This is a genomic window from Streptomyces sp. NPDC056580 (assembly GCF_042793175.1).
Taxonomy (GTDB): Bacteria; Actinomycetota; Actinomycetes; order Streptomycetales; family Streptomycetaceae; genus Streptomyces.
Genome location: NZ_JBHTVE010000023.1, coordinates 58866 through 78502, shown reverse-complemented (window position 1 = coordinate 78502; position 19637 = coordinate 58866). Strand labels below are relative to the sequence as shown.

At 66.7% G+C, this 19637-nt stretch carries 16 protein-coding genes and 1 pseudogene; 7 read left to right on the top strand and 10 right to left on the bottom strand.

Annotated features, from left to right (window positions below; translation table 11 throughout):
* Positions 1-185: 185 nt before the first annotated feature.
* The 4 genes from ACFQ9Z_RS35970 to ACFQ9Z_RS35955 form a co-directional block, all read right to left on the bottom strand.
* Positions 186-386: a hypothetical protein gene (locus ACFQ9Z_RS35970; RefSeq protein ID WP_383030070.1), complete on the bottom strand. Its 201-nt coding sequence runs from the start codon at positions 384-386 to the stop codon at positions 186-188.
* A 42-nt stretch (positions 387-428) separates the two neighbouring features.
* A complete protein-coding gene (locus ACFQ9Z_RS35965) occupies positions 429-986 on the bottom strand; it encodes a hypothetical protein (protein ID WP_383030067.1) in 558 nt (185 codons plus the stop codon).
* A gap of 114 nt (positions 987-1100) precedes the next feature.
* Complete coding sequence (locus ACFQ9Z_RS35960) at positions 1101-1340, bottom strand: hypothetical protein (protein WP_383030065.1); 240 nt, start codon at positions 1338-1340, stop codon at positions 1101-1103.
* 264 nt (positions 1341-1604) lie between these two features.
* Positions 1605-1766, bottom strand: a complete 162-nt coding sequence (locus tag ACFQ9Z_RS35955; RefSeq protein WP_383030063.1) for a hypothetical protein — start codon at positions 1764-1766, stop codon at positions 1605-1607.
* Positions 1767-2503: 737 nt separating this feature from the next.
* On the opposite strand from ACFQ9Z_RS35955, the gene ACFQ9Z_RS35950 reads away from it, so the two are divergent.
* From ACFQ9Z_RS35950 to ACFQ9Z_RS35940, 3 genes are all read left to right on the top strand, one after another.
* A complete protein-coding gene (locus tag ACFQ9Z_RS35950) occupies positions 2504-3289 on the top strand; it encodes a helix-turn-helix domain-containing protein (RefSeq protein ID WP_383030060.1) in 786 nt (261 codons plus the stop codon).
* Positions 3290-3536: 247 nt separating this feature from the next.
* Complete coding sequence (locus tag ACFQ9Z_RS35945) at positions 3537-4343, top strand: hypothetical protein (RefSeq protein WP_383030057.1); 807 nt, start codon at positions 3537-3539, stop codon at positions 4341-4343.
* An 805-nt stretch (positions 4344-5148) separates the two neighbouring features.
* On the top strand, positions 5149-6408 hold the full coding sequence (locus ACFQ9Z_RS35940) for a helix-turn-helix domain-containing protein (protein ID WP_383030055.1): 1260 nt from the start codon (positions 5149-5151) through the stop codon (positions 6406-6408).
* Positions 6409-7181: 773 nt separating this feature from the next.
* Here ACFQ9Z_RS35940 and ACFQ9Z_RS35935 read toward each other — a convergent pair.
* The 5 genes from ACFQ9Z_RS35935 to ACFQ9Z_RS35915 form a co-directional block, all read right to left on the bottom strand.
* Entirely contained in the window at positions 7182-8735 is a 1554-nt protein-coding gene (locus ACFQ9Z_RS35935) for an alpha/beta hydrolase (protein WP_383030052.1), read from the bottom strand.
* Positions 8736-9032: 297 nt separating this feature from the next.
* A complete protein-coding gene (locus ACFQ9Z_RS35930; RefSeq protein ID WP_383030049.1) occupies positions 9033-11477 on the bottom strand; it encodes a hypothetical protein in 2445 nt (814 codons plus the stop codon).
* A 456-nt stretch (positions 11478-11933) separates the two neighbouring features.
* Positions 11934-12407, bottom strand: coding sequence for a hypothetical protein (locus tag ACFQ9Z_RS35925; RefSeq protein ID WP_383030047.1), 474 nt, complete (start codon positions 12405-12407; stop codon positions 11934-11936).
* A 373-nt stretch (positions 12408-12780) separates the two neighbouring features.
* Entirely contained in the window at positions 12781-13284 is a 504-nt protein-coding gene (locus ACFQ9Z_RS35920; RefSeq protein WP_383030045.1) for a hypothetical protein, read from the bottom strand.
* Between the two features lie 656 nt (positions 13285-13940).
* Positions 13941-14834 carry a ParA family protein gene (locus ACFQ9Z_RS35915; RefSeq protein ID WP_383030042.1) on the bottom strand — a complete coding sequence of 298 codons (894 nt, stop codon included), beginning with the start codon at positions 14832-14834 and terminating at the stop codon, positions 13941-13943.
* A 1214-nt stretch (positions 14835-16048) separates the two neighbouring features.
* On the opposite strand from ACFQ9Z_RS35915, the gene ACFQ9Z_RS35910 reads away from it, so the two are divergent.
* From ACFQ9Z_RS35910 to ACFQ9Z_RS35895, 4 genes and pseudogenes are all read left to right on the top strand, one after another.
* On the top strand, positions 16049-16321 hold the full coding sequence (locus ACFQ9Z_RS35910) for a hypothetical protein (protein WP_383030039.1): 273 nt from the start codon (positions 16049-16051) through the stop codon (positions 16319-16321).
* A gap of 157 nt (positions 16322-16478) precedes the next feature.
* On the top strand, positions 16479-16676 hold the full coding sequence (locus ACFQ9Z_RS35905) for a transposase (protein ID WP_383030036.1): 198 nt from the start codon (positions 16479-16481) through the stop codon (positions 16674-16676).
* Positions 16677-17123: 447 nt separating this feature from the next.
* Positions 17124-17552, top strand: coding sequence for a hypothetical protein (locus ACFQ9Z_RS35900; RefSeq protein WP_383030034.1), 429 nt, complete (start codon positions 17124-17126; stop codon positions 17550-17552).
* Between the two features lie 1187 nt (positions 17553-18739).
* A pseudogene (locus ACFQ9Z_RS35895) lies at positions 18740-19167 on the top strand (RNA-guided endonuclease InsQ/TnpB family protein); the annotation flags it as partial.
* Between the two features lie 6 nt (positions 19168-19173).
* Here the strand turns inward: ACFQ9Z_RS35895 and ACFQ9Z_RS35890 are convergent.
* The gene (locus tag ACFQ9Z_RS35890) at positions 19174-19512 is read right to left on the bottom strand and encodes a GNAT family N-acetyltransferase (RefSeq protein ID WP_383030103.1); all 339 of its coding nucleotides are present in this window, start codon (positions 19510-19512) and stop codon (positions 19174-19176) included.
* Positions 19513-19637: the final 125 nt, after the last annotated feature.

Here is a 19637-nt window from a genome sequence, read left to right as displayed (position 1 = left end):
GCTCAGCGGCGTCAGGCGCTGCCCAGGCTCGCGGCACAGCGACTGTGGCGACTGAAGTGCGGAGGTGGTCTGACCATCCCCATCTGTGGGCGGCTGCTCCCCGGTGCATGCAGGCGTGTCCTGGTGGCGCACCCGTTTCGGATGCACCGCCAGGGGGCGGGGGCTCTCGCTGGGCCGGCTGGGTTCTACCTCTCGTCGAGGTTGGTTGCCCGTCGGACGTGCTGCTGGTAGCGGCTCATCTGGGCGGGCTTGGTGTCGGGCTTGACCTCGAGGAGACCGCCGCAGGTGCAGGCGAGGGCGCTTTCCGGCCCCTCTGGCGGCTCCAGGATAGGGCTGTGGCCTGGGTGACCGTTGGTCTCCTGCGGCGCGGTCAGGGTGATGGTCATCGGTGGGCTCATTTCGTGAGTTAGCGCGGTGGTTGGATGGGGCTAGCGGGTGAGGGCGAGGTACTGGTTGGCCGCAGCCGGCCCGAGGTGCCGACGCAGTGCGTCGCCGCGGCGCCAGGTGATTGGCCCGTCGAGAGCGTCAAGCATGCGGGCTGCGGCGATCATGGCGTTCAGGGTGAAGTCCTGCTTGAAGCTGTGGCCGATCCTTCGTTCTAGCGCGGCGAAGATCTCCGGGTGCGGGAGCTCGAGGCCGAAACAGACCCGGGTGGCAAGGATGAGCCAGTCAGGTCCGGCCAGGACGTAGTAGATGCAGGAAAGGCGCTCCAGGCCGGTGTCGTAGATGGGGTGGTACTCCAGGCCGTTGCTCGCGATGTCCTGCCAGACTTCCTGTTCGGACGGCTTGTGAATGATGTTCCAGGTCAGTACGAGGCGGTTGGCGCTCGTGGTGCGGTTGTCGACGGCCAGGGCGTGCCTTGAGAGCGCGTGAGGTGGATTCGGCCCCGCGGACCCCCATGATGTTGAGCAGGATGGCCCGGCGGTCGAGACCGCCGGGCCCCCGCACCAGGAGGTGATGACGGGGCCGGTGGGTCCCGCTTCCATGCGGGGCGGCTGGGCGGGCCGGGCACGAGCTGGTCCCCGGACCGGGGTGGGCCGAGGCCTGTAGGGGCGGAGCGGACAGTCAGCCGCGGTGGCTGCCTGCCCGCTCCGGTGGTCTCACGCGTCATGGGCGTCCGGTTGCCGGCGGGCGGCCCAGCGGTGCCCGGCCGTGAAGCCTGCGTACAGGGCGAACAGCAGCGCCGTCATGAACGCCTCCCTGTAGTGGTGGGCGAGGGCGTAGAGCAGAGCGCTGGGCGGCAGGAGTGCGGTGGCGGCCAGCGTCCGTCGGGGTGTGGGCCGGTAGACCAGCATGACGACGCTGAAGGCAATGAGCAGCAGTGCGGTTGTATCGAGCACACGGTCTCCTCAGGGGTGAGGAGGCGGGCTCGGTGCCCGCCGGATGAATGGGCGCCCGCTGCTGACGACCAGTGGCCGGTGCGGGCGTGCCGATGCTGGCGAGAGCGGGGGCAAGCCCCGCAACAGGCACCAACCCCGCCCCCGGCCGGGCCGGGGGCGGGATGGGCGGGTTGGTACGCGAGCGGCCCCGCCTGCGGACGCAGGACAGGGCGGCCCCGCCTGCGGTCCGCCCGGGGGGGGCCCGCAGTGCGCGTGGTGTGGTGGTCAGTGGCGGGGGGTGGCGCCGGTGCTGGGGAGACCGGTCAGGGTGGTGGGTTCGGGGACGTCAGTGAAGCCGTAGCCGTCGAGGCTGAGGGTGTGAGCGGGGTGAAAGGTCAGCACGCCGGCAATGGGCTGGGTGGGCGCGAAGTCCGCTGACGCCTGCATGACTTGGGGAGGGTTGAGGAGATTGGGGTTCGGGCGTCGGCTGGGTGTGGCGCGGCCAGTCCGGCGGTTCTGCGTCGGTGAGGAGCACCGGCCCGATCGCTGCGAGGCGTTGCATGGCGTGCTCCCACTGCGCCTGCGGTCCGCTGCCCAGGACGACGAGGATCCCATTGGGGCCGTCTTCCCGGTGAGACGCGTGGGTGGTCACGGGCAGTGCTCCAGAATGTAGGAAATGGTGCGCTCGCTGACGGTGCCAGGGGTTTGATCACTCTCTCCGGGCCTTTGAAATGCGGCAATAGCTCCTCGCTCCCATTCCCCGGGTGCGGACGGTATGAGTCCGGTTGTGTCACGTAGCGGGACGTGAAATGAATTCCCGATTGCTGCTGGCGGGACGCGGTGCACGCGGCGGGAAAGGACGGCATTAGCGCAGGTCGCACAGGGTGTCTGCGGTGCGCGAGGGTCCAAGGGGTGACACCCGCAGCCATCAACCGCCGTCTCGAATCCTCACCCTGCGGCGCAGGGTGGCGGTCATCGGCGAGACAGGATGTGACCTGCGCCGTTGATACTTGGTTGCGGTCAGATCGGAGGGCTCGCGGTGTGTTTAGGAGGGCGTTGGAAGACCCTCTTCCTGGAAGCGGTGGTTCCTCCACAAGAGCCGGTCCGCCCGGTAGAGATGGGTCCGGCGGGACCCCTGAGGCGGGATCAAGTCCCGCTGCAATCGCCTACCAGGAGGGACTGTCGTGATCGACAACGATCTTGTCGAGGCCGCCGGCGCGGTGGACGACGGTATGACCGCCCACGCCCGGGTCTATCTCGTTCTGCAAACCCTGAACAGCATGGGCCCCGGGATGCACCCGCTGCGGCGCATCATCGACGAGTCCGGCGTCACCAAGTCGACGGTCCACCGCATCCTGCGCGCCGGGGTGGAGGCCAAACACTTGATCTATCGGGCGCCGGGCCGCTACGGCATTGCCACCGACGTGGCCAATCACCGCCCGGATGCGAGCGTCCACCTCAATCTGCCTCACGACAGTGCCCTTGACCGCGAGACCACTGTGCTGCAGCGGCAGACCGCCCAGGTAGCCATGGCGTTCAGCGCAGTACTGATCGACGACACACCGGGCCGGCTGATGCTCGACCACACCTACGGTCGGCGCAGCGACTTTCAGGCGGCGTTCCAACATGCCGATTTGGACATCAAGGTGGCGCTGCGCTACGCGCCGCTCACCGCGGATGCCGCCGGGCTGGCGATCCTCTCGCACCTCGACGGCGCTCCCCAGAGTCACCTCATGCGCGAGATACGCTCCGAGGGCTACGTGCTCACCCAGTCGCCGCTACCGGACTGGAAGATGCTCGGCGTCCCGCTGTGGCGGGGCTCGACCGTGTACGGCTCGCTCGTTGTCATGGGGCTGCGCCCGCAGATGGAACGCAACCGTCGGGAGTACGCTGCAGCTGCCTTGGCCTGCGCCGCACGCCTGAGCGCCCGCTGCGAGTTGGGAAGCGGCGCTATGCGGCTGGCGAACTGAGGGACTCGTTGTGCACGTGTGAAGGTTTGCACACATCTAACGGGCTGTGACGCTTTCGAATGCGCGTATACCTCCATCTTCCGGTGCTAAGTCACGTTGATTGCTCACCATCCGTAACAGGAAGAGGGTCATCTGGAAAGGGGTGTTCCTGGTCAACCCCGCTTGCCACAGATAGAGATCTTCTGAACAGACCAACAGCACCAACTGCCGCGGCTGACGTGCTGATCTGGCACAACGGGGAGGGACCGTGGACAACCGCACACGCAGTTCGCATCAGCGGATGGAGCGCGACCGCACGAACGCAGTACTCCACGCACTGCTGCAGCTCGGCCCGGGTCCGCATAAGTCTCGGGACATCGCCGCCCGCACGACCATGGGCGAAGAAGAAGTCCGCCGACGACTGCTGCAGCTCTTCAAGGCCAAGGTGTGCTGCCGGCCCCGCTACGGGTACTGGGAAATCCGCTCTCTCACGGACGTTCCAACCGACACCCCGGGACTCGTGCATCCGAGCACCACTCCCCTGCTCGACGCAGCCCTCCTCCTCGAAGACCTGCACACCCGTACCCAGCGCGCCGTGTTGCTGCACACCTACTCTCCTGTCACCGGAGAGCGCCTGTGCATTGCCGCGGCCGGGGTCCGCGATGAGAGCCTTCGCCGGGAACTCGCCTTCACTTCGGGGGCCGTTGACCGACTTCGCCGGGCCCCCCTCGACTGCGACGCGCCAGGCCTGGTTATGCTCGCCAACCTCGCCGGCCAGGACATCCCGCTGCGCGAGGAACTGCGTCGGATCAGGTCCACCCAGGTCGCGCTCACTGAGTCGCCACTGCCCGGCTGGCTCCTGATCTCCGTTCCGCTCCGCCGCCTGCCTGGCGCCCCGGCTATTCCCGGCGCCGAGCCGTGCGTGGTGGCCGCCGTCAGCATCCTGACCCCCGATAACACACAAGGCGACCCGCTGGTCGCCTACGGACGCCTGATGCGGAATGCCGTGCAGGCGGCGATCAAGTCCAGCGTGGTCATCGCCCACCCGCGCTTCGCGGCCGCCCAGGCCGCGTGACCAGCCTCCGGGTCGCCTGCCCGCCAGCCAGGCAGCGGCTTCTCCAACGCCCGCACGGCGATCACCGCTGCCGGGCGCATACCCATGTTGGCCTCGGCACAGGCCGCGCCCAGCCAAGGAGGACAACGTGCCAGTCAGGAACAGCAGAGAACTGCGCGGGGAGCATCCGATGACCTAGCTCCCCGCGGCCCCGGTGCTGTCTGCCAATGAGCACGGGGCCCGGCCTCGCACTCGATGCGGTGTGCCATCACCCCATCAACCGCTGGCCCTTCGCTATCGCCCGGCCTGCCAGTCGAGCGAGTCCTGGCTTCTCCTCACCGAAGGAGCCGGGCGAAATCACTCCCACTCCGGAGCTCGCGCCCCTGCCAGGGGGCTTCGACGTTCCAAAACACCCGGAACGGATCGCGTTCATGATGCAGCAGACGGCTGCCGCTTGTCACCCACCCGTGTCCCAATCATCCCGTTACGCCCTCCACTCGAACCTCCTTTTCCGCCCTTCACAGGAGCGCACCCAGGCCGGAGCAGGGTCGCCGCCGGCGCTCCCGCGGGTGCTCTCCACCGTCCTTTCGTTAATCTCCGCGGAGGCACGGTGACAAGGGTAAGTGCGATAGTCGCCCGCCCAGCGAGCGGAGAACGGCTGGTCCCGCCGCCCCACCACTGCCTTGCTCGCTCCCCCGCTGCTCACGCGCCGCAAGCCTCGCACCTAGGGCCCCGGCTTGCACAGCCTGCTCCAGGGCTCAGCGGTCGCTCCAAGGCACCGCAGAGAACAGGGCTCCTTGCCGCGCTGCCGCTCCTGTCGTCGCGTATGCACAAGCTCCTTCTCCTCGGCGACCAGGACGCCGCGTACGCGACAGGCAACCTCCAACGCGGGGGGAAGAACACGGCCGCATCGGACCACGCCTGGGCGATGACCCGAGCAGTCGCCGCCGACGCAGTCCGCGCGGGCTGGGACCGCTCCTCCTTCGTCCACGTCATGCTCGCCGGCCCGTACAAGGCCGGACAGCACGCCCGCACCCTCCAGCACCGCTGCGGCTACGACAAAGCCGCAGCCTGGCTCCAACGGGCCTGGGACGGCGCACAACACTATGTCCAGTCAACTGACCCCATCACCACCCGTCAGGACTTTCACGCCGCCCTGGCCGCGTTTCGCTCCCGCATCGAGTGCACCCCCTGGAATGGCATCGCCGGCAAGACCGACCTGCGGAACCTCATCGCCCGCATGCACATCTGCTCCCAGGCCGGAAGCTGGGACCACACCGTTTCCGAACGCGACCTCGCCGAGAGAATGGGTTGCAGCCGGACCACCGCCCACAACTCCAACCAGCGCCTCCGTGCCGCCAAGATGCTGCGCCAACTCGACGACGGATCCCCCACCGAAGGCGCCCGCTGGATGCTCATTTCCCGCCTGCCTTCCACGACGTCTCACCACTGGTCCACCCCCAAAGGGCCGAAGGCTGGGGGGGCCATGAGTGGCCCAGACCTGAGACGATCTGACACCGGCGCCGACATCGACACCCGGACAGCCGGACAGCTAATGCACCTCGACGCCTTCGCCCACCACGGCCTAGGAGGCAGCGGACTCACGGTCCTGGCCGCCCTGGCGGAGCGCGACGGTCAGAGCCTGACCGAACTCCAGCAGAGCGCCTCCGTCTCCCGCCCCACCGCCTACCGACAGCTCGGGAAACTCAAGACCCTCGGCCTCATCCGCCACGTGGGGGAGCTTTACCACCTCTCCCCCACCGCCCTGGCGGGAATCGGGACGCAGTCCCCGGACTGCGACACCCCTGTCTCCGGATGGCCCGAGACCGCAGAGAGGCTAGGCACCGCCGGTACGGGAGAACGGCGACGACGCCACCACGAGGTCCAGCGGATTCACTGGCACCACGAGCAAGTACGCCTCGCCGAGCGCCGCCAGGCCGCCCATCAGGCCCCCCTCCCCCACCCGGCCGTAGCCCAGCCGAAGTACGTCGGCGCCGACAGCTGCGCCATCGACCCGACCACAGGCGAGGTCATCGAGGGACTGTACGTGGCCTCGGACGGCTGTTGGGTTTGGGATGCAGCGTGAATGGGCGCGAGGGTGCCGTGGCGCTCAGGGGCTGGCACAGCGCCAGCCCTCCCCATCTGCATTGCCGGCGGCTGTCCCGCGAAGCAAGGACGAGCCGCCGGAGTTCGCAGGACGAGAGAGTCAGCTCCCGCTGCCCGTAGGCCGTTCCTTCCGCACAGGCAGGTACCCGTTCAGACACATGGCGGCGGTGCTGGTGAAGCCCACGTGCCGATCACGGTCCATGCGGGCGGGATCGCGACGATAGGCGGGTCACGAGCTGGACACCAGCCTGCCTGCTCCGTAACGGAGGCCGTCGAAAAGCAGGTCGAGGAGGCGGCCCGCCTGTTGGCGTTGGTCGAGCCCGCTGGTGATGGGGTCGGCGCCGGCCAGGCTGAAGCCGGCCCACTGGGCGCCGGTGTGGGACGTGATGAGGACATTCGCCGAGTTGCACGGCCCCGAGCACGTGCGACTCGTGGTCTGGTTCGACTGTCACCGCACCGGGTCCTGCCCGGCGGACATGACCCGGGCAGGTCGGCAACTTGCAGTGCAGGGACGCCCAGCCCGGCTCGGCACCCGACGAGCGGCGCGGGCTCGGCTACCGCGGCTCCTGAGCTCGGCTTGGCCGCGCTTCCTCCAGTCACCCTGTGGGGGTAACAGCGCGATGTGCCCTTCACTGTCTTGTTCTGGCAGCGTCCGCTCGGCCGCTGTCGCCACCGGGCGGTGTGGTGGTGCACGCCGGGGGCCACTGCGAGCGAACCGGCGTGTGACGATCGCCCGGCGGATCCGTACGGGCCTCAGGACATGGTGCCCCGGCACACTGTCCCCGGGGCCGGGGTGCGGCCCGTGCGGAGGTAGTGGTCGACTTTTTCCGCGACGCAGCGGTTCTGCGGGTATGTGCCGTGGCCCTCCTCCTGGGCCGTCAGGAGGACGCCGACGCCGTCGCCCAGGGCGCGGGCCATGTGGCGGGCGCCGGGGTAGGGGGTGGTCGGGTCGCCGGTGCCGCCGACCACCAGGACGGGGGCCGCGCCGTCGGCGTTCACCTGGGGTGCGGCGCGCTCGCCGTCGAACGGCCAGTCGTAGCAGAGGTAGACGCCGGTGGACCAGGCTGCGCCGAAGACAGGCGAGGCGGCCTTGACGCGGGCCTTGTCCCGGGCGAGGCGTTCGAAGCCGGGGCGCAGGCTTGAGTCCGCGCAGGTGATCGCGACCAGGGCGGCGCGGCTGAAGTCGCTTGGCGTCTCCACGCGGTCGGCGGAGCCCATGCCGTCCGCGCCCTTGCTCAGCGGACGGCCGTCGTTGTGGTCGATCAGCGCGGTGAGGGCTTTGGCGAGCGGCGTCCAGCCGTCCGTGCCGAATTCGAGATGGTCGCTGACGGCGTACGCGAGGTCGTCGGCGTCGAGGTTCTTTCCGGTGCCGGCCGGGGCGGGTTTCTTCTTCAGCCGGTCGGCCAGGTGCGCCATGCGTCGCGCGGCTTCCTCGGGCCGGTCGCCGGTCGGGCAGTGGCGGATATGGGCCGCGCAGTGCGCGGCGAACCGGTCGAATGCCACCTGGACTGCCTTGACTTGCGACACCTGTTCCTCGTCGAGGTCCTCGGTCGGATCGACGGGCGCTTCGAGGACGAGCCGTCCGACGTGCGCCGGGTACAGGTGGGCGTAGACCGCGCCGAGTGCCGTTCCGTACGAGACGCCGAAGTAGTGCAGCCGCTTGTCGCCGAGGAGGTAGCGCAGCAGGTCGAGGTCGCGCGCGGTGTGCGAGGTGCCGATGTACGGGAGGAGCGCCCTGGAGCGCTCGGCGCAGGCGTCGGCCCCGTCGTAGCTGGTGTCGTCCGCGGTTTTCCCGCAGCGTACGGGGATGGTCGCGCCGACGCCGCGTGGGTCGAAGGAGACCAGGTCGTAGCGGTCGAGGAGCGGCTCGTACTGGTTGAGGCGTTCGGGCAGTCCGATCACGCCGGACACGCCGGGGCCGCCGAAGTTGAGGACGAGCGAGCCGATGCGCCGGGCGTTCGGGCCGGTGGCCTTGCGGCGGATCAGGGCGACGTCGATCGTCCTGCCGTCCGGTTTCCGGTAGTCGAGGGGGGCCTTCATGGTGGCGCAGTCGTAGCCCGTGCGCGCGGTGGGGGGCGAGGTGCAGCGGGACCAGTGGAGGTGCTGGCCGGTGGTGAGCGCCGTGGGCAGACCGGTGGGCGGGTTGTTTGCGGTGAACTCCGTACGCGGCTCCGCACTTCGGCCGGGGGCGTCGTGCTGGAGCCAGGCGCAGACGGCCCCGATGGCGGCGAGGACGACCACGGCGATGATGCGCGCACCGACCGAGAGGCCCGGTCTGCGGCTTCGTATCGGATGTGCGTCACTCATCGAAATCCCCGCGCTCCCGCCCCTGGACGCCCGCCCCGTGCCCGCATGTCCGTAACCGTGATCATCCGAGCATCGAATGAGTGCAGGGTACAAGCCCCCTCCGACAGCTCCGCTCGGGACCACATGCCGTCGTACTCAAGCCCTGGCGGATCCCGTTTGGAGACCGGCGTCGGCCCGGCCAGCCATCGGCGGGGTTCGTAGCGATCCGCCGACCTGCCCCTCGCCATCGACCTGGCTGGGAGTTCTAAACGGCGTCCGCGGGCCGTGCCGACAGGGCAGACGACGCCATGGGTGTAGTCACCTGGACCCCGCCACGATCGGCTCCGCTTGCCGAGCGTGGGGCTGGCGCTTTGGGTCTTCATTTGGGCGGCTGCCGGATGCTCTGAGCGCACCCAGCCGCGTCCGCAGCAGGTACTCGGCGGTTCGCCGCCGGGCTAGCCGACTGACTGCGTGGGCATCCTCCTCGGTGTGCGCCCGCGTCCCGCGTGGGTCGCGTCGCCGGAGCTCGGCGGTGTAAGCCGTATTCGCCTCCACACTGGCTTCCTCCGAGCACGCCAGTTGCTCGAGTGCTCGTTGGCGAATCTCTTCCAAGGCCAACTCGGCAGTAAGTCGACCCATGACAGAGACCGTCTCCTCGAACGCGCCCTCCGACAGGACGTTCTCCATTTCCCGGCGGATCTTGGCACGCATTTCGGACTCCGTGGAGGAGGCGACGTCCTTCTGTCGTGCATGGGAGCGTTGGAAAGCCCACGCGGCTACGGCGATCTCCTTTGCGTCGCTGATCAGCTCTTCCACGCGCCGAGCATTCGCGCAGTTACCGCACAGTCCCCCAGTTTGCGGCCGCCCGCAGACTCCACACGGAAGCTGCTGCCGGGCGGCCTCGGATGCTTGGAGCTCTTCCCGCCGTGCCGAGACCGCAGCTTGCCGGGCCTGGCTTACTTTCGCCTCGCGTTGCTGTTGAAGGGCCTGGTGCTGCATCTGACGCTTCCACGTACGGTGAAGCTCGGCCTCAAACTCCGTCCGCGGCATGTGGCCGGTGACAGAGGTGCCCAAGCGGTGGTGGAGCTCCGTCACCGCTGCATGCCGCAGTGCCCGCCGATCGGCATGCAACAGCTGGCACGCGTCGCAGGCGTACCCGGTATCCATCCGCAGGCCGTCGTCGCAGCGGATGTCCGGACAGATCGATCGGCGGCGAAGACCCCTGCCAACCAACCAGCCGACCGGATCTTTGAATGGGACGTTTCCCTGGTCGTCGATGCGCCGGCGCAGGCGGCTGGCAAGGATCTGCTCGACCTTGGCATCGGCCCCGAAGGTTTCGCGCAGCACCTGGAGTTCGTACTTGATTGCCTGGTCTACGCGCCTGCGGGCACCAGGACGAGCCAGACAACCCCAAAGGGTCTCCGCGCACTGCATTGCACTCAGCACGGCTGCAGGCACCTGAGACCACACCGGCACAGCGGTCTGGTCTTCAGGCCGCCGCGGCTGGATCGTCTCGTCACCAGCATCCTCACCATGGGCACTGCCAGACGGGAGATCGTTCGGTTTGTCCCCGCGAAGCGGGCTGTATGCACAGCCGGAGGCGGACCTGGTGCCTGTCATCGGCAGGGCGTGGTGTGGGTTGTCCTCGCGCGTGTACGCGCGCCTCGGCAGATTTCCCTGCCCCCGATCGGCTTCGCCGGAAAACCCAAGATCGCCAGTAGTTTCCAGGACATGATCAGCCGCAGGAGCGTGGTGGGTGTGAAGTCCCGTAGTTTCTCGACCAGATGAAGAGTCCGAAGGGTGGTGCTGAGCTGCGCTTTTGCCGTCGACGGTCGTGTTGATACCACTGGGTGCAGTTGCGTTGACTGTTGTTGGCTCCAGGAGAAGGTCTTCGAAGGAGGGTTGGCGCCACCCCTCGCCTTCGAGAGGCATCAGGTCATCGTGGCCTTCGACGCGGCAGTTGTGGCACACGGTGGTGCGCGGTGAGGGCGGAGAGGACGGGATAGCTGGGTGGGTCGGCGTGGGAGCGGAACCCGCCGTATCGACTTGCCGCTGGGAGCTACGGCGATGGGCCGAGGCGATGGCAGGGAGCCGAAGCCCCTTGCCATCGCCGCCGGCAGGGCCTACAGCGCCTGCCCGTTCCAGTCGCGCCAGCACCGACGCAGCGGTTGGGACCTCGCAGCCCAGCAAGCGGGCCAGAGTGGCCGCAGCGCGGCCATGCGGTTGGAGCGTCCTCGCCAGCCGTCCGCCCATCAGCGGCACTCGACCATCCGGTCGGGATTCCAAGGCGAGGAGGAGCAGTGCCAGACGATCTGTGGCTGCACCACGTCCTTGCCGTCCAGCCAGCAGCCCCGGCTGAGTCTCGCAGGCCTGGCCCCAGCCGGGGGCGAAGAGGCTCTCGATGAAACGCAAGAGCGTGGCAAGCTGCTGTCGTTCAAGGGCCAACGGGGATCGCTTCACGTCACGGGCGTTCCACATCGGCATGATCCGGTAGTACGTGAACGGAGGGCGATCCCTCTCCGTGACGACGGTCTTGGTGACCAGGCCTGTTTCTTGCAGCACAGGCAGGACTTCGTGGTCCACCGTCGATTCGTGAACACCGAGCCATCGTCCGAGTTCCCGAGCCGTGATCGCTACCTGACAGGTGCGGTGGGCTGCCTTCGCAAGGAGCACTACGGCGCTCAGACGCACCACGTCCTTGCGGTCAGCCAGACGCGGATCTGCCAACAGTGCGCGTACTGCGGACAGCAGTGCAGTCCGCATGCCATCGCCCAGCTCCAGGGGGTGACTTGGCGTCCCGGTCGGAACCGGGCCGGCCCAGGAAGCGAAGGCGTCCCGGTGTGGGGACTTCCGGGGCCGCCGGGAGGGAGGAGATGAGCGGTTTTTGGACATCTTGAGCTGATTGGTGCCACCTGTTTTAGGCAACACGGAACCAGCCCTCGGACTGGTAGGTATGATCGACTCCTGTCAACAACGAAAGAGGGCGTCGTCTATCGCCGCTCGGCTCCTGCAAGGCAATGGGAGGCAGCCGAGTGCGTGGCCTTGTTCAGTTAGGGGTGCGACGAGCCGGACATCACCTCCCTGGTGATTGGACGAACCTGGAACCGCAGACTCCAGGCGTTGACAGCGCGACTGGCCCGGGACCGCAGATCCCGGGCCGAGTCATGTCTGCAGTGAGGCAGACGACCATCGCGCTGGAGGTTGGAAGAAGACGGCGCATCAGGACGTCGCTCTAGCCCCGACTGATCGCCGTCTGCGGGTGCGGACGTTCTCCAGGGCCTCAGGCAGCTCCGCTACCCAGAGGCCGACAGGAATGCGGAACGCGACGCGGCCGCCGAGATATTGAAGATCGACCGCTGCGCGCTCGGCGGGCGTGGTCACCAGCCGAACGGAATCCTCAAGGACCCACAGCGCTGTCTCCGACGTGGTGTTCTCGTCGGAAACGGCCTGTCTGGCTGCTTCCACGGCCGAGGCCTGCCAGAGCTCAAGCGCTTGGCGAGCGCTGCGAGGCCGGCGGGTGCCAGGCCACACGATCTGCGAGACGAAGGCGTAGACCCGAAGCGCAACGACGTCCTCTTCGAAGTGAGGCTCGTTGATCACTCCCTGGTTGCGGGCCTTCCACGCCCATGACTCGCTCAGTCCCGCGGCGGTCGCCACTGCGCTTGTACTGAGTTGAGCACCTGTCATCGACATCTGTGAGCTCCGGGACACCACTAGCTGATTGTGGCTCACACCCTAGCGCACCCGATCTTGAAAAGTCCTCCTGTCACTAGAGCTTGGCGTGTCGCCCCTACGGATCAGCTACGCCGTTGATCAGGGAAAGAGCGCTTTTGTTCCACCTGTTCACACCGTCAAAGCTCTAGTCATAGAAGAATGGAAGGCGCGATGGCGAGGCGGCTGAAGAGCACGCTCGTCGCATGCAGAGATCGCAACATCGTTCGTCAGAGCGTTGCGGTGACCGCTGCAGCGAACGTTGCGCTGCTCGTTGCAAAGTGCATACACGAAAGAGCCCCAGCCCTGGCAAAACCGCAGGCTGAGGCTCTAGAAGAAGCTGACCGAACCGGCCCTACCGGGCTGGCAGCGTCAGCGCGCCACCCATTTCGAGACCATCCAGAAGCTTCTGGAGCGCCGCCGAAACAAACGCAGCTCCGCGTCGGGACTCGTCCGCCTCATCCATCGTCACCTTCAGATTGGAGGCAAGCTCGTAAGCAACCAGCCCGACCCGGTAGGTGGACGGACGCGTGGTCTCATTGGCGAACACCCGCTCACCGTCGTATTCGTCCGCCAGCTTGATCATTTCTGTCACGTCGGTGGGCGCTGATCGAAGGGCAGCGTCGACATAGTGCCCCGTGGCCAGTTTGAGACCGGTAGACCGCCGATCCGCGTTCATGCGTTGCTTCAGGGCCGCCAGTGTGTCCGGATAGATACGAAAACCCCACCCCTGCCAGTCTTTTGAGTGCAGGCGGGCGTCCTTGAAACTCTCGAGCAGGACCGCATGAGCAGCAGCCTGCGGGCGACGCCGACCTCCCTTCGGGGACCGGCCCTCCGCGGACGCCGCCCCAGCCTGCATTCCTCGATCAGTGACGGAGCCCCCAGCATGCCCGCCGCCTGCAAGGGCCTCTCCCCCACCGTCATCCACCTCGGATGCCTGGGCCCCGGAACGCGTATCGCGGACTTCCGCAATCTTCGAAGTACGCGATCCCACCGGGGAGGACGAACCCTCAGGCCCGCCGGCCTCCGCCGGCTCCAGGTCGACAGGCTCGCTATCCGCGGGGCGGACAAGCTCCGCAGGCGCAGCGGATGCTTCCGTCATCTCCACGACCGGCTCAGCGACTCGTGCCGCAGGCGTCGAAGACCCCGACTGCGCCGCTGCATCGGCCACGTGATCGGCATCGTGTGCGTGCTCTGCGCGGCCAACCACCTGAGGCGGCACGGGCGAGCCAAGGGCCTGGCTTGGTAGCAGGGACGAGGACTCGGAGACAGCGGTCGAAGGCGGCTCCGGCGCCACAGCCGGCCCTACGACTTCCCTCTCAGCAGACGCGGTCTTCCCGCCCCCGATGAAAGACCGGCCAGCTACGTCCTCAGCCCCCGCGATGAGACCCTGAACCAAGCCTGCCCCGAAGTGCGCTGGAGGCGTCCGACGCTTTGATCCCACTTGAGTGGCTTTTGCAGCCCTGGTCTTGGACTTGCCTGCTCTCGACTCGCCTTCGTTAGTAGCGTCGTTACTCATCCGACGACCCCGGCATCCTCAACAGACTCGATCCGCCCAGGCATCTCCCACTTCTCTTCTGCCTGAGTGGTTCGGGCCAGGACCTGGTGCATCAACTCCGCATAGATCTTGCCAGGAGCATGACTCGCATAGCGGATGACCGCTGGCATGCCGTAGGCAAAGGAGTCACTGATGCGGTTGTCCGTACGGACATCACGCTGAAACGGGTTCAACCCGGCATCGAGCATGCCGTTCCGGATGTTGACCTCTTGAGTCTTCCACTTGGACGGCGGGTTGGAACGGTTCAGCACCACCCCCAAGTACTGGGGATCACACTCACCATTCGTCCGATCCTTAACATAACGGACAGTCCCGCGGGTTGCTGCGGCCCCCTTGAGCGCCGGGTACTCCGGAATACACACCGTGATCACATAGTCAGCGGCCGCCAGAGCCGTCGCAGAAAGGGAGGAAACGGCGGGCGGGGTGTCGATCACAACGAAGTCGAAGTGCTCGGCAGCCTCAAGCAACATGCGACGGAGGATGGGCGTGGACTGAAACCCCTTCTTATGGATCAAGTCCTGGGCCGCAGTCATGGTGGACTCTTCACTGGCGAGGAGGTGGAGCGTACCCTGTCCGCCGAACTCCTCGAGAAGTTCAGTACGGTCGAACCAGATGTCAGTGAGCGGCATCCGCATGCCCTGCAAGCGGGCCTGAAGCGCCCAGCCCAGCGAACGAGCCAGCTGCTCTTCGCCGATGATGTTCACCCCCAGCGCCGCGCCGGCCTGGGACTGCGGATCCAAATCGACGACAAGAACGCGGCCACCGGCAAGGGCGAGTGAGCTTGCGAAGTTGACGGTCGTGCTGGTCTTGCCTACGCCTCCCTTCTGAGTCGCCAACGCGAAGACCTTCATCCCTCGAGCACCTCTCCCTGCACTGTGAGTTCGTGTCACCAGAGCACCACCCCGCCTCGCCGTGAACCCAGGAGGGGCAGTTTGGGTAGATCGTCCAGCTACAAGGCCCCTCTACCAGGTCCTCCAAGACGGCGATGTTCTAGTGACACCTGATCTTTGCGCATGACGATAACAGGACAGGGCGCCTCTTGGGTGAGAACTCGCTGTTTACCGGGTGCGCGCTCCGCGCGACACCACAGCCAGCCGCCATCGGCGCTGGTGGACGGGCCGCCGACCGCCTTTGATGCCTCTCCTGCCGGCTGGGCGAACAGGCGTGCGCTCCTCCATCTGATGCCTGTCGGCTGCCGCTGGTGTCGTTGCAAGGGCGAGTGGCTTGCCCAGGTGTCGGCAGGCCTGGCAGCGGCGCGAGTGGTTCCCGCGCAGGTCAGCGGCCTGTGGATTCGCTCACCAGAGGGCACGACTCGTGGCTGGGCAGCTGGCATGGCGGTGAGTCGAACGGTTCGCGCGGAGCATCGAGCATCGGTTCAAGCGCCAGCTTGGCTGCTTGCGAGTTCCCTCGACCGGTGGGCAGCAACACCCCGCGCCAGGATGTCAGTCACCTGAGTCGTTAGGCACGAGAGGCGCGGGCATGAGCGAGCGTTCACTCGTCTTCCACAGCGTCAGGCAGTTAGACAACTGTACTGCGCGTCCGCTGAGCAGCTGATTCGAGAGTTCCTTCGTAAGCGACAAAGTCCTGCAAGTAGCTAGATCAATACAGTGATCGCAGCGCAGTACGTCCCATGCCTTGCTACGCGGATCACTCGGTCGACGGATTTGTAGTTGGCGCTACACGAAGTCAGCTCGGCAGATGAACTGTTGACGTGCTCGATCGACAGCTCGCTTGGTCGTGTGTTGCATGGATCGTGCGTTCAGAAGTGCTAGAAGTGCATACAGTGTAAGTTGCAGCGTTGCTTCTTAGGTTCTCTAGCACGTTGCATAGCTCGTTGCAGGATTTCCGATGGTGTCCACACTTGTTGCTTGAATCGTTGTTCATCGCGTAGCGCATAAAGTCGCACGCATCGTTGCTCCCCTCGTTGCAGGATTGCTCTCGCAGAGCCGGCCATAAGGCGTACGGACGCGGCGTGTGTCGCTGTCGGGTCACGCAGAACGTTGCACCACTCGTTGCAGGAATCGTAGTAAGTCGCAGCTCACAGACTCCTAGTAACCAAATCCAGATGGCATTGCGACAACGCATGATCGCGGTCGGCGTCCGACAGGTCATGAGCGCCATCGGCTCCAGCGCGGACAACCTGCTTGCCGATTCCCTCAACGCAAGGATCGAACGCGAGACGCTTCGGTGCCGCAAGACCTGGTCCACTGAACGCGAGGCCCGCCTCGACGCGTTCCGCTGGCTCACCCTTGCAACACCCGACGCCGTCACTTCCGCCTCGGACAACGCATCCCGATCGCGTACAAGACAGCGTCCGAAGCAACATCAACCACCCTGACAGCAATCGCATGCCCGGGTCCAGGATTCCGGGTTAAGGCCCTTCGACCAGGCCGCCGGAGGCCCTAGAGGTCCTGACAGAAGCTGTTGGGCATGGGACTATCAGCTGGAACGGTCGTTGGGTTGGGCGTTGGAAACGTCAGTCGAGGCCTTGGAACGTGCCGGATGAACTGCAATCCCTTGTCGAACCGTTGTGGCCGCAGGTCCCGGAGCGGCAGACGCCGTGCGGGATCCCGTTCGTCCTGCATACCGGCATCCAAAGGGAGTATCTGCCCCAGGAGCTGGGCCTCGGCTCGAAGATGACGTGCTGGCGGCGTTTGGCCTCATGGCACGAAGCCGGCGTGTGGCTGGGATGAACCGCATCTGCTGCTACAGAAACGTCGGGTCACCAAGAAGCTGGACTAGTCGCGGGCGGTGATCGACTCCTCCCACGTGCGGGCCGCTCGGCGGGGCCCAACAGCGGACACAACCCGGTCGACCGTGCACCGACCAGGCAGCAAGCACCAGGTCCTCACCAACGCCCAGGGCATCCCGCTCGCAGTTTCGCTGGCCGGCGGAAACGCAACGACGTCACCCAGCTCCCGCCCCTGCTCGACAGAGCCCCAGCCATCGCCGGCGTCGTTGGCTCGCCACGTGCTTCGGCCGCGAGGTCACGCCGTTGCTGTTCGCCAGCACCGTGGTCCCGGGCCACGACAGATGCGAGCCCCACCGGTTTACGTAGACGCAGTTGCACCCTGTGACACGCCATCTGCGAGGATACGATCTCCCCCGCTCTATCCGCGTCTAATGTAACGGGAGCCCGTGTGGAGATCACCGTGCACGTGAAGAATCCAACCCCTGAGTTCGAACGCGAGCTGCTAGCACTACTCGACAAGCACCGCGCCTCCCTTCGCCGCAACCCCGGCTGGAACGCTGAGCGCGCCAGCACCTTCTACGACGCCCTGGCCCCGCGAGCCCAGCGAATCCTCCGAGCAGCCCTCACCGGAGTCAACGGCGAGGTATCCGCCGACGACCTCCGCGATAACAACGACAGCAGCCTCCGTGGCCACGCCGGCGCCTTCACTCGCGTCCTAAAACGCGGGGCCACGGAAGGCTGGTGGGACAGCGGCATGGAGTCCCCCATCATCGCGCTCGGACCGGGCTCAGGAAAGGTGCTGGGATACAGATTCTGCGACGAAGCAACCATGCAGGCCTTCCTCAGCGCCCTCGAAAGCACGACCACTGAGAAGTGAGGCTCCCACCGCCCACCAACTACACACCAAACGTGTCGGCGACCCGATAGCGGCGAGCATGGGCTTCGGGTGTTCGGCAGGCTCCGGTCTCCAAGAGCCCCAGAGGCGCCCGCGGCAAGCTCGACGCGGGACACTTCCGTCATCCGAAAACCAGGTTGTACCCCGGACCGGCCGCTTGAGGCCGGCCCGACCCGTGCTGGACGTTGACCCGGATCGCTGTGAGCGGGCACCGCCGGTTCGACGTCTAGTACTCCCTGGCGGGCTGGACCTGCTGCTGCACCGCGTCGGCTGTGTCGTCCAGATGGTCGCAGCGAGAGGTGCTGCGCTTCCGCCGCATCGCGACGTCTGCCGACTCTTCTTTCCCCCTAGACTCCGGCATGTCGACGTCGGCGTCAGGCTCGTTGCTGGAAGCCAGGTTGCGACGAGTCCGGCTTCGCCCTGGCCCGGCTGCTGTGACTTGGATGCGCTCTGCTGAAACTGACTGCCGCCACTGCAGGACGCTGTTTGCCGTCGCGCGTTCCTGTCACTGAGGCCTACTCCCCCGTCCTCCATTACGGCGTAATGGCTTAGGGCCTCGCCAACCGGGCCCGGTGTACTGAGAATCTGCGTGATCTGTCGCTTCGACTGTGGGCTGCCTGCTTTCCCGGCGGACCGTTGCGCGCCGACCGTGCAAGCGTCTGGTAGGTCGCTTCTCGCCGCAGTGTCGATGCAAGACGGTTAGCTTCGAGTGTGTGCCCTGTAGGCCTGACAGAACCGGCGTATGGCATACCGGTTCACGGCCCGTGCCGTGGCTGCCGAGGTCGACGTTGATGATGAGATGCAGGCTGGCGTTGCGGAGTACGAGGACGAGAGGGCTACCGGGTCTATTTGCAGTGCACCGGGCTTCAGCCCGGTGGTGAAGCGAATCTTTAGCCTGCTCTGACCTCAGCTATGGGCACGGATCCGCGCGGGTCACCTCAGCCCTGGTCAGAGCGGCTGGTTCTGCTGCTCGAGGTAATGCTTCAGGATGCTGAGCGGCGCGCCGTCGACCGACCCGACGATGTACGGGCCGGACCAAAGGGCGTTGCGTCCGCCAGTTGTGACGAACGAGGTCGGGGAACGCCTGGCGGAGCCTGCGGGAGGACACGCCCTCGAGGGAGTTCACCAGCCTGGTCACGGTGACCTTCGGCGGGAATAGCATGGGCCGCGTGCAGCTTCGGTACAGCTTCCGCTTGTACCCGAGTGCCGGTCAGCGCATGGCGTTGGCGAAGGCGTCGGGTGTGCGCGGGTGGTCTACAACGACGCTCTCAGGGCTCGGGAGAGCGCCCGCAGCGAGGGGCTGCCGTTCCCGAGGACCGGGGATCTGTCGAAGCAGCTCATCACCGAGGCCAAGAAGCGGCCCGAGCGGGCGTGGCTGGGCGAGGTGTCGGCGGTCGTTCTGCAGCAGTCCCTGAGGGACCTGGATACGGCGTACCGGAACTTCTTCGACGCGCTGAAGGGCAAGCGTCCGCGCGTGGGCGCGCCCCGGTACAAGTCCCGCAAGGACACCCGGCAGGCCGTCCGGTTCACCGCGAACGCCCGCTGGTCCATCACCCCCGGGCAGAAGCTGCGCCTGCCGAAGATCGGAGACGTGCGGAGGATGTCAATCGCCTTGAATCGCGTCTGCCGGGACCTCGAAGACGATCTCGAGTCCGTCGCGCTCGTTCCCCCGTTCGCCGACGCGCGTGAAACCGAAACCCTCGATGGTGGCCAGGGAGGCACTGCTGTCGGACCTGATAGTGGCTCGCACGGTCCTGACACCGGGTTCGGCGGCGGCCCTGACGAGCAGCGCCCTCAGCATGGCGCGGGCATAGCCCTGGCGGCGGTACCCGGGCACGACGGTGTAGCCGACCTCGACCGTGCCGGCCTCGTCCGGCGGTCCGTGGAACCCGGCGTCGCCGACGACGGCCCCGTCCGGCTCGGACACCACGGCCCGCGTGATCCAGGGCGTGGCAGACGGGTCCTTGGCGAGTTGGTCAGCGCGATAGCCGAAGATCCAGCGGGCCCTGTCGCAGACGAAGTACCCGTCAAGGGTGACCCCGGCCTCGGCGCTGCCGCCAGCGAGGT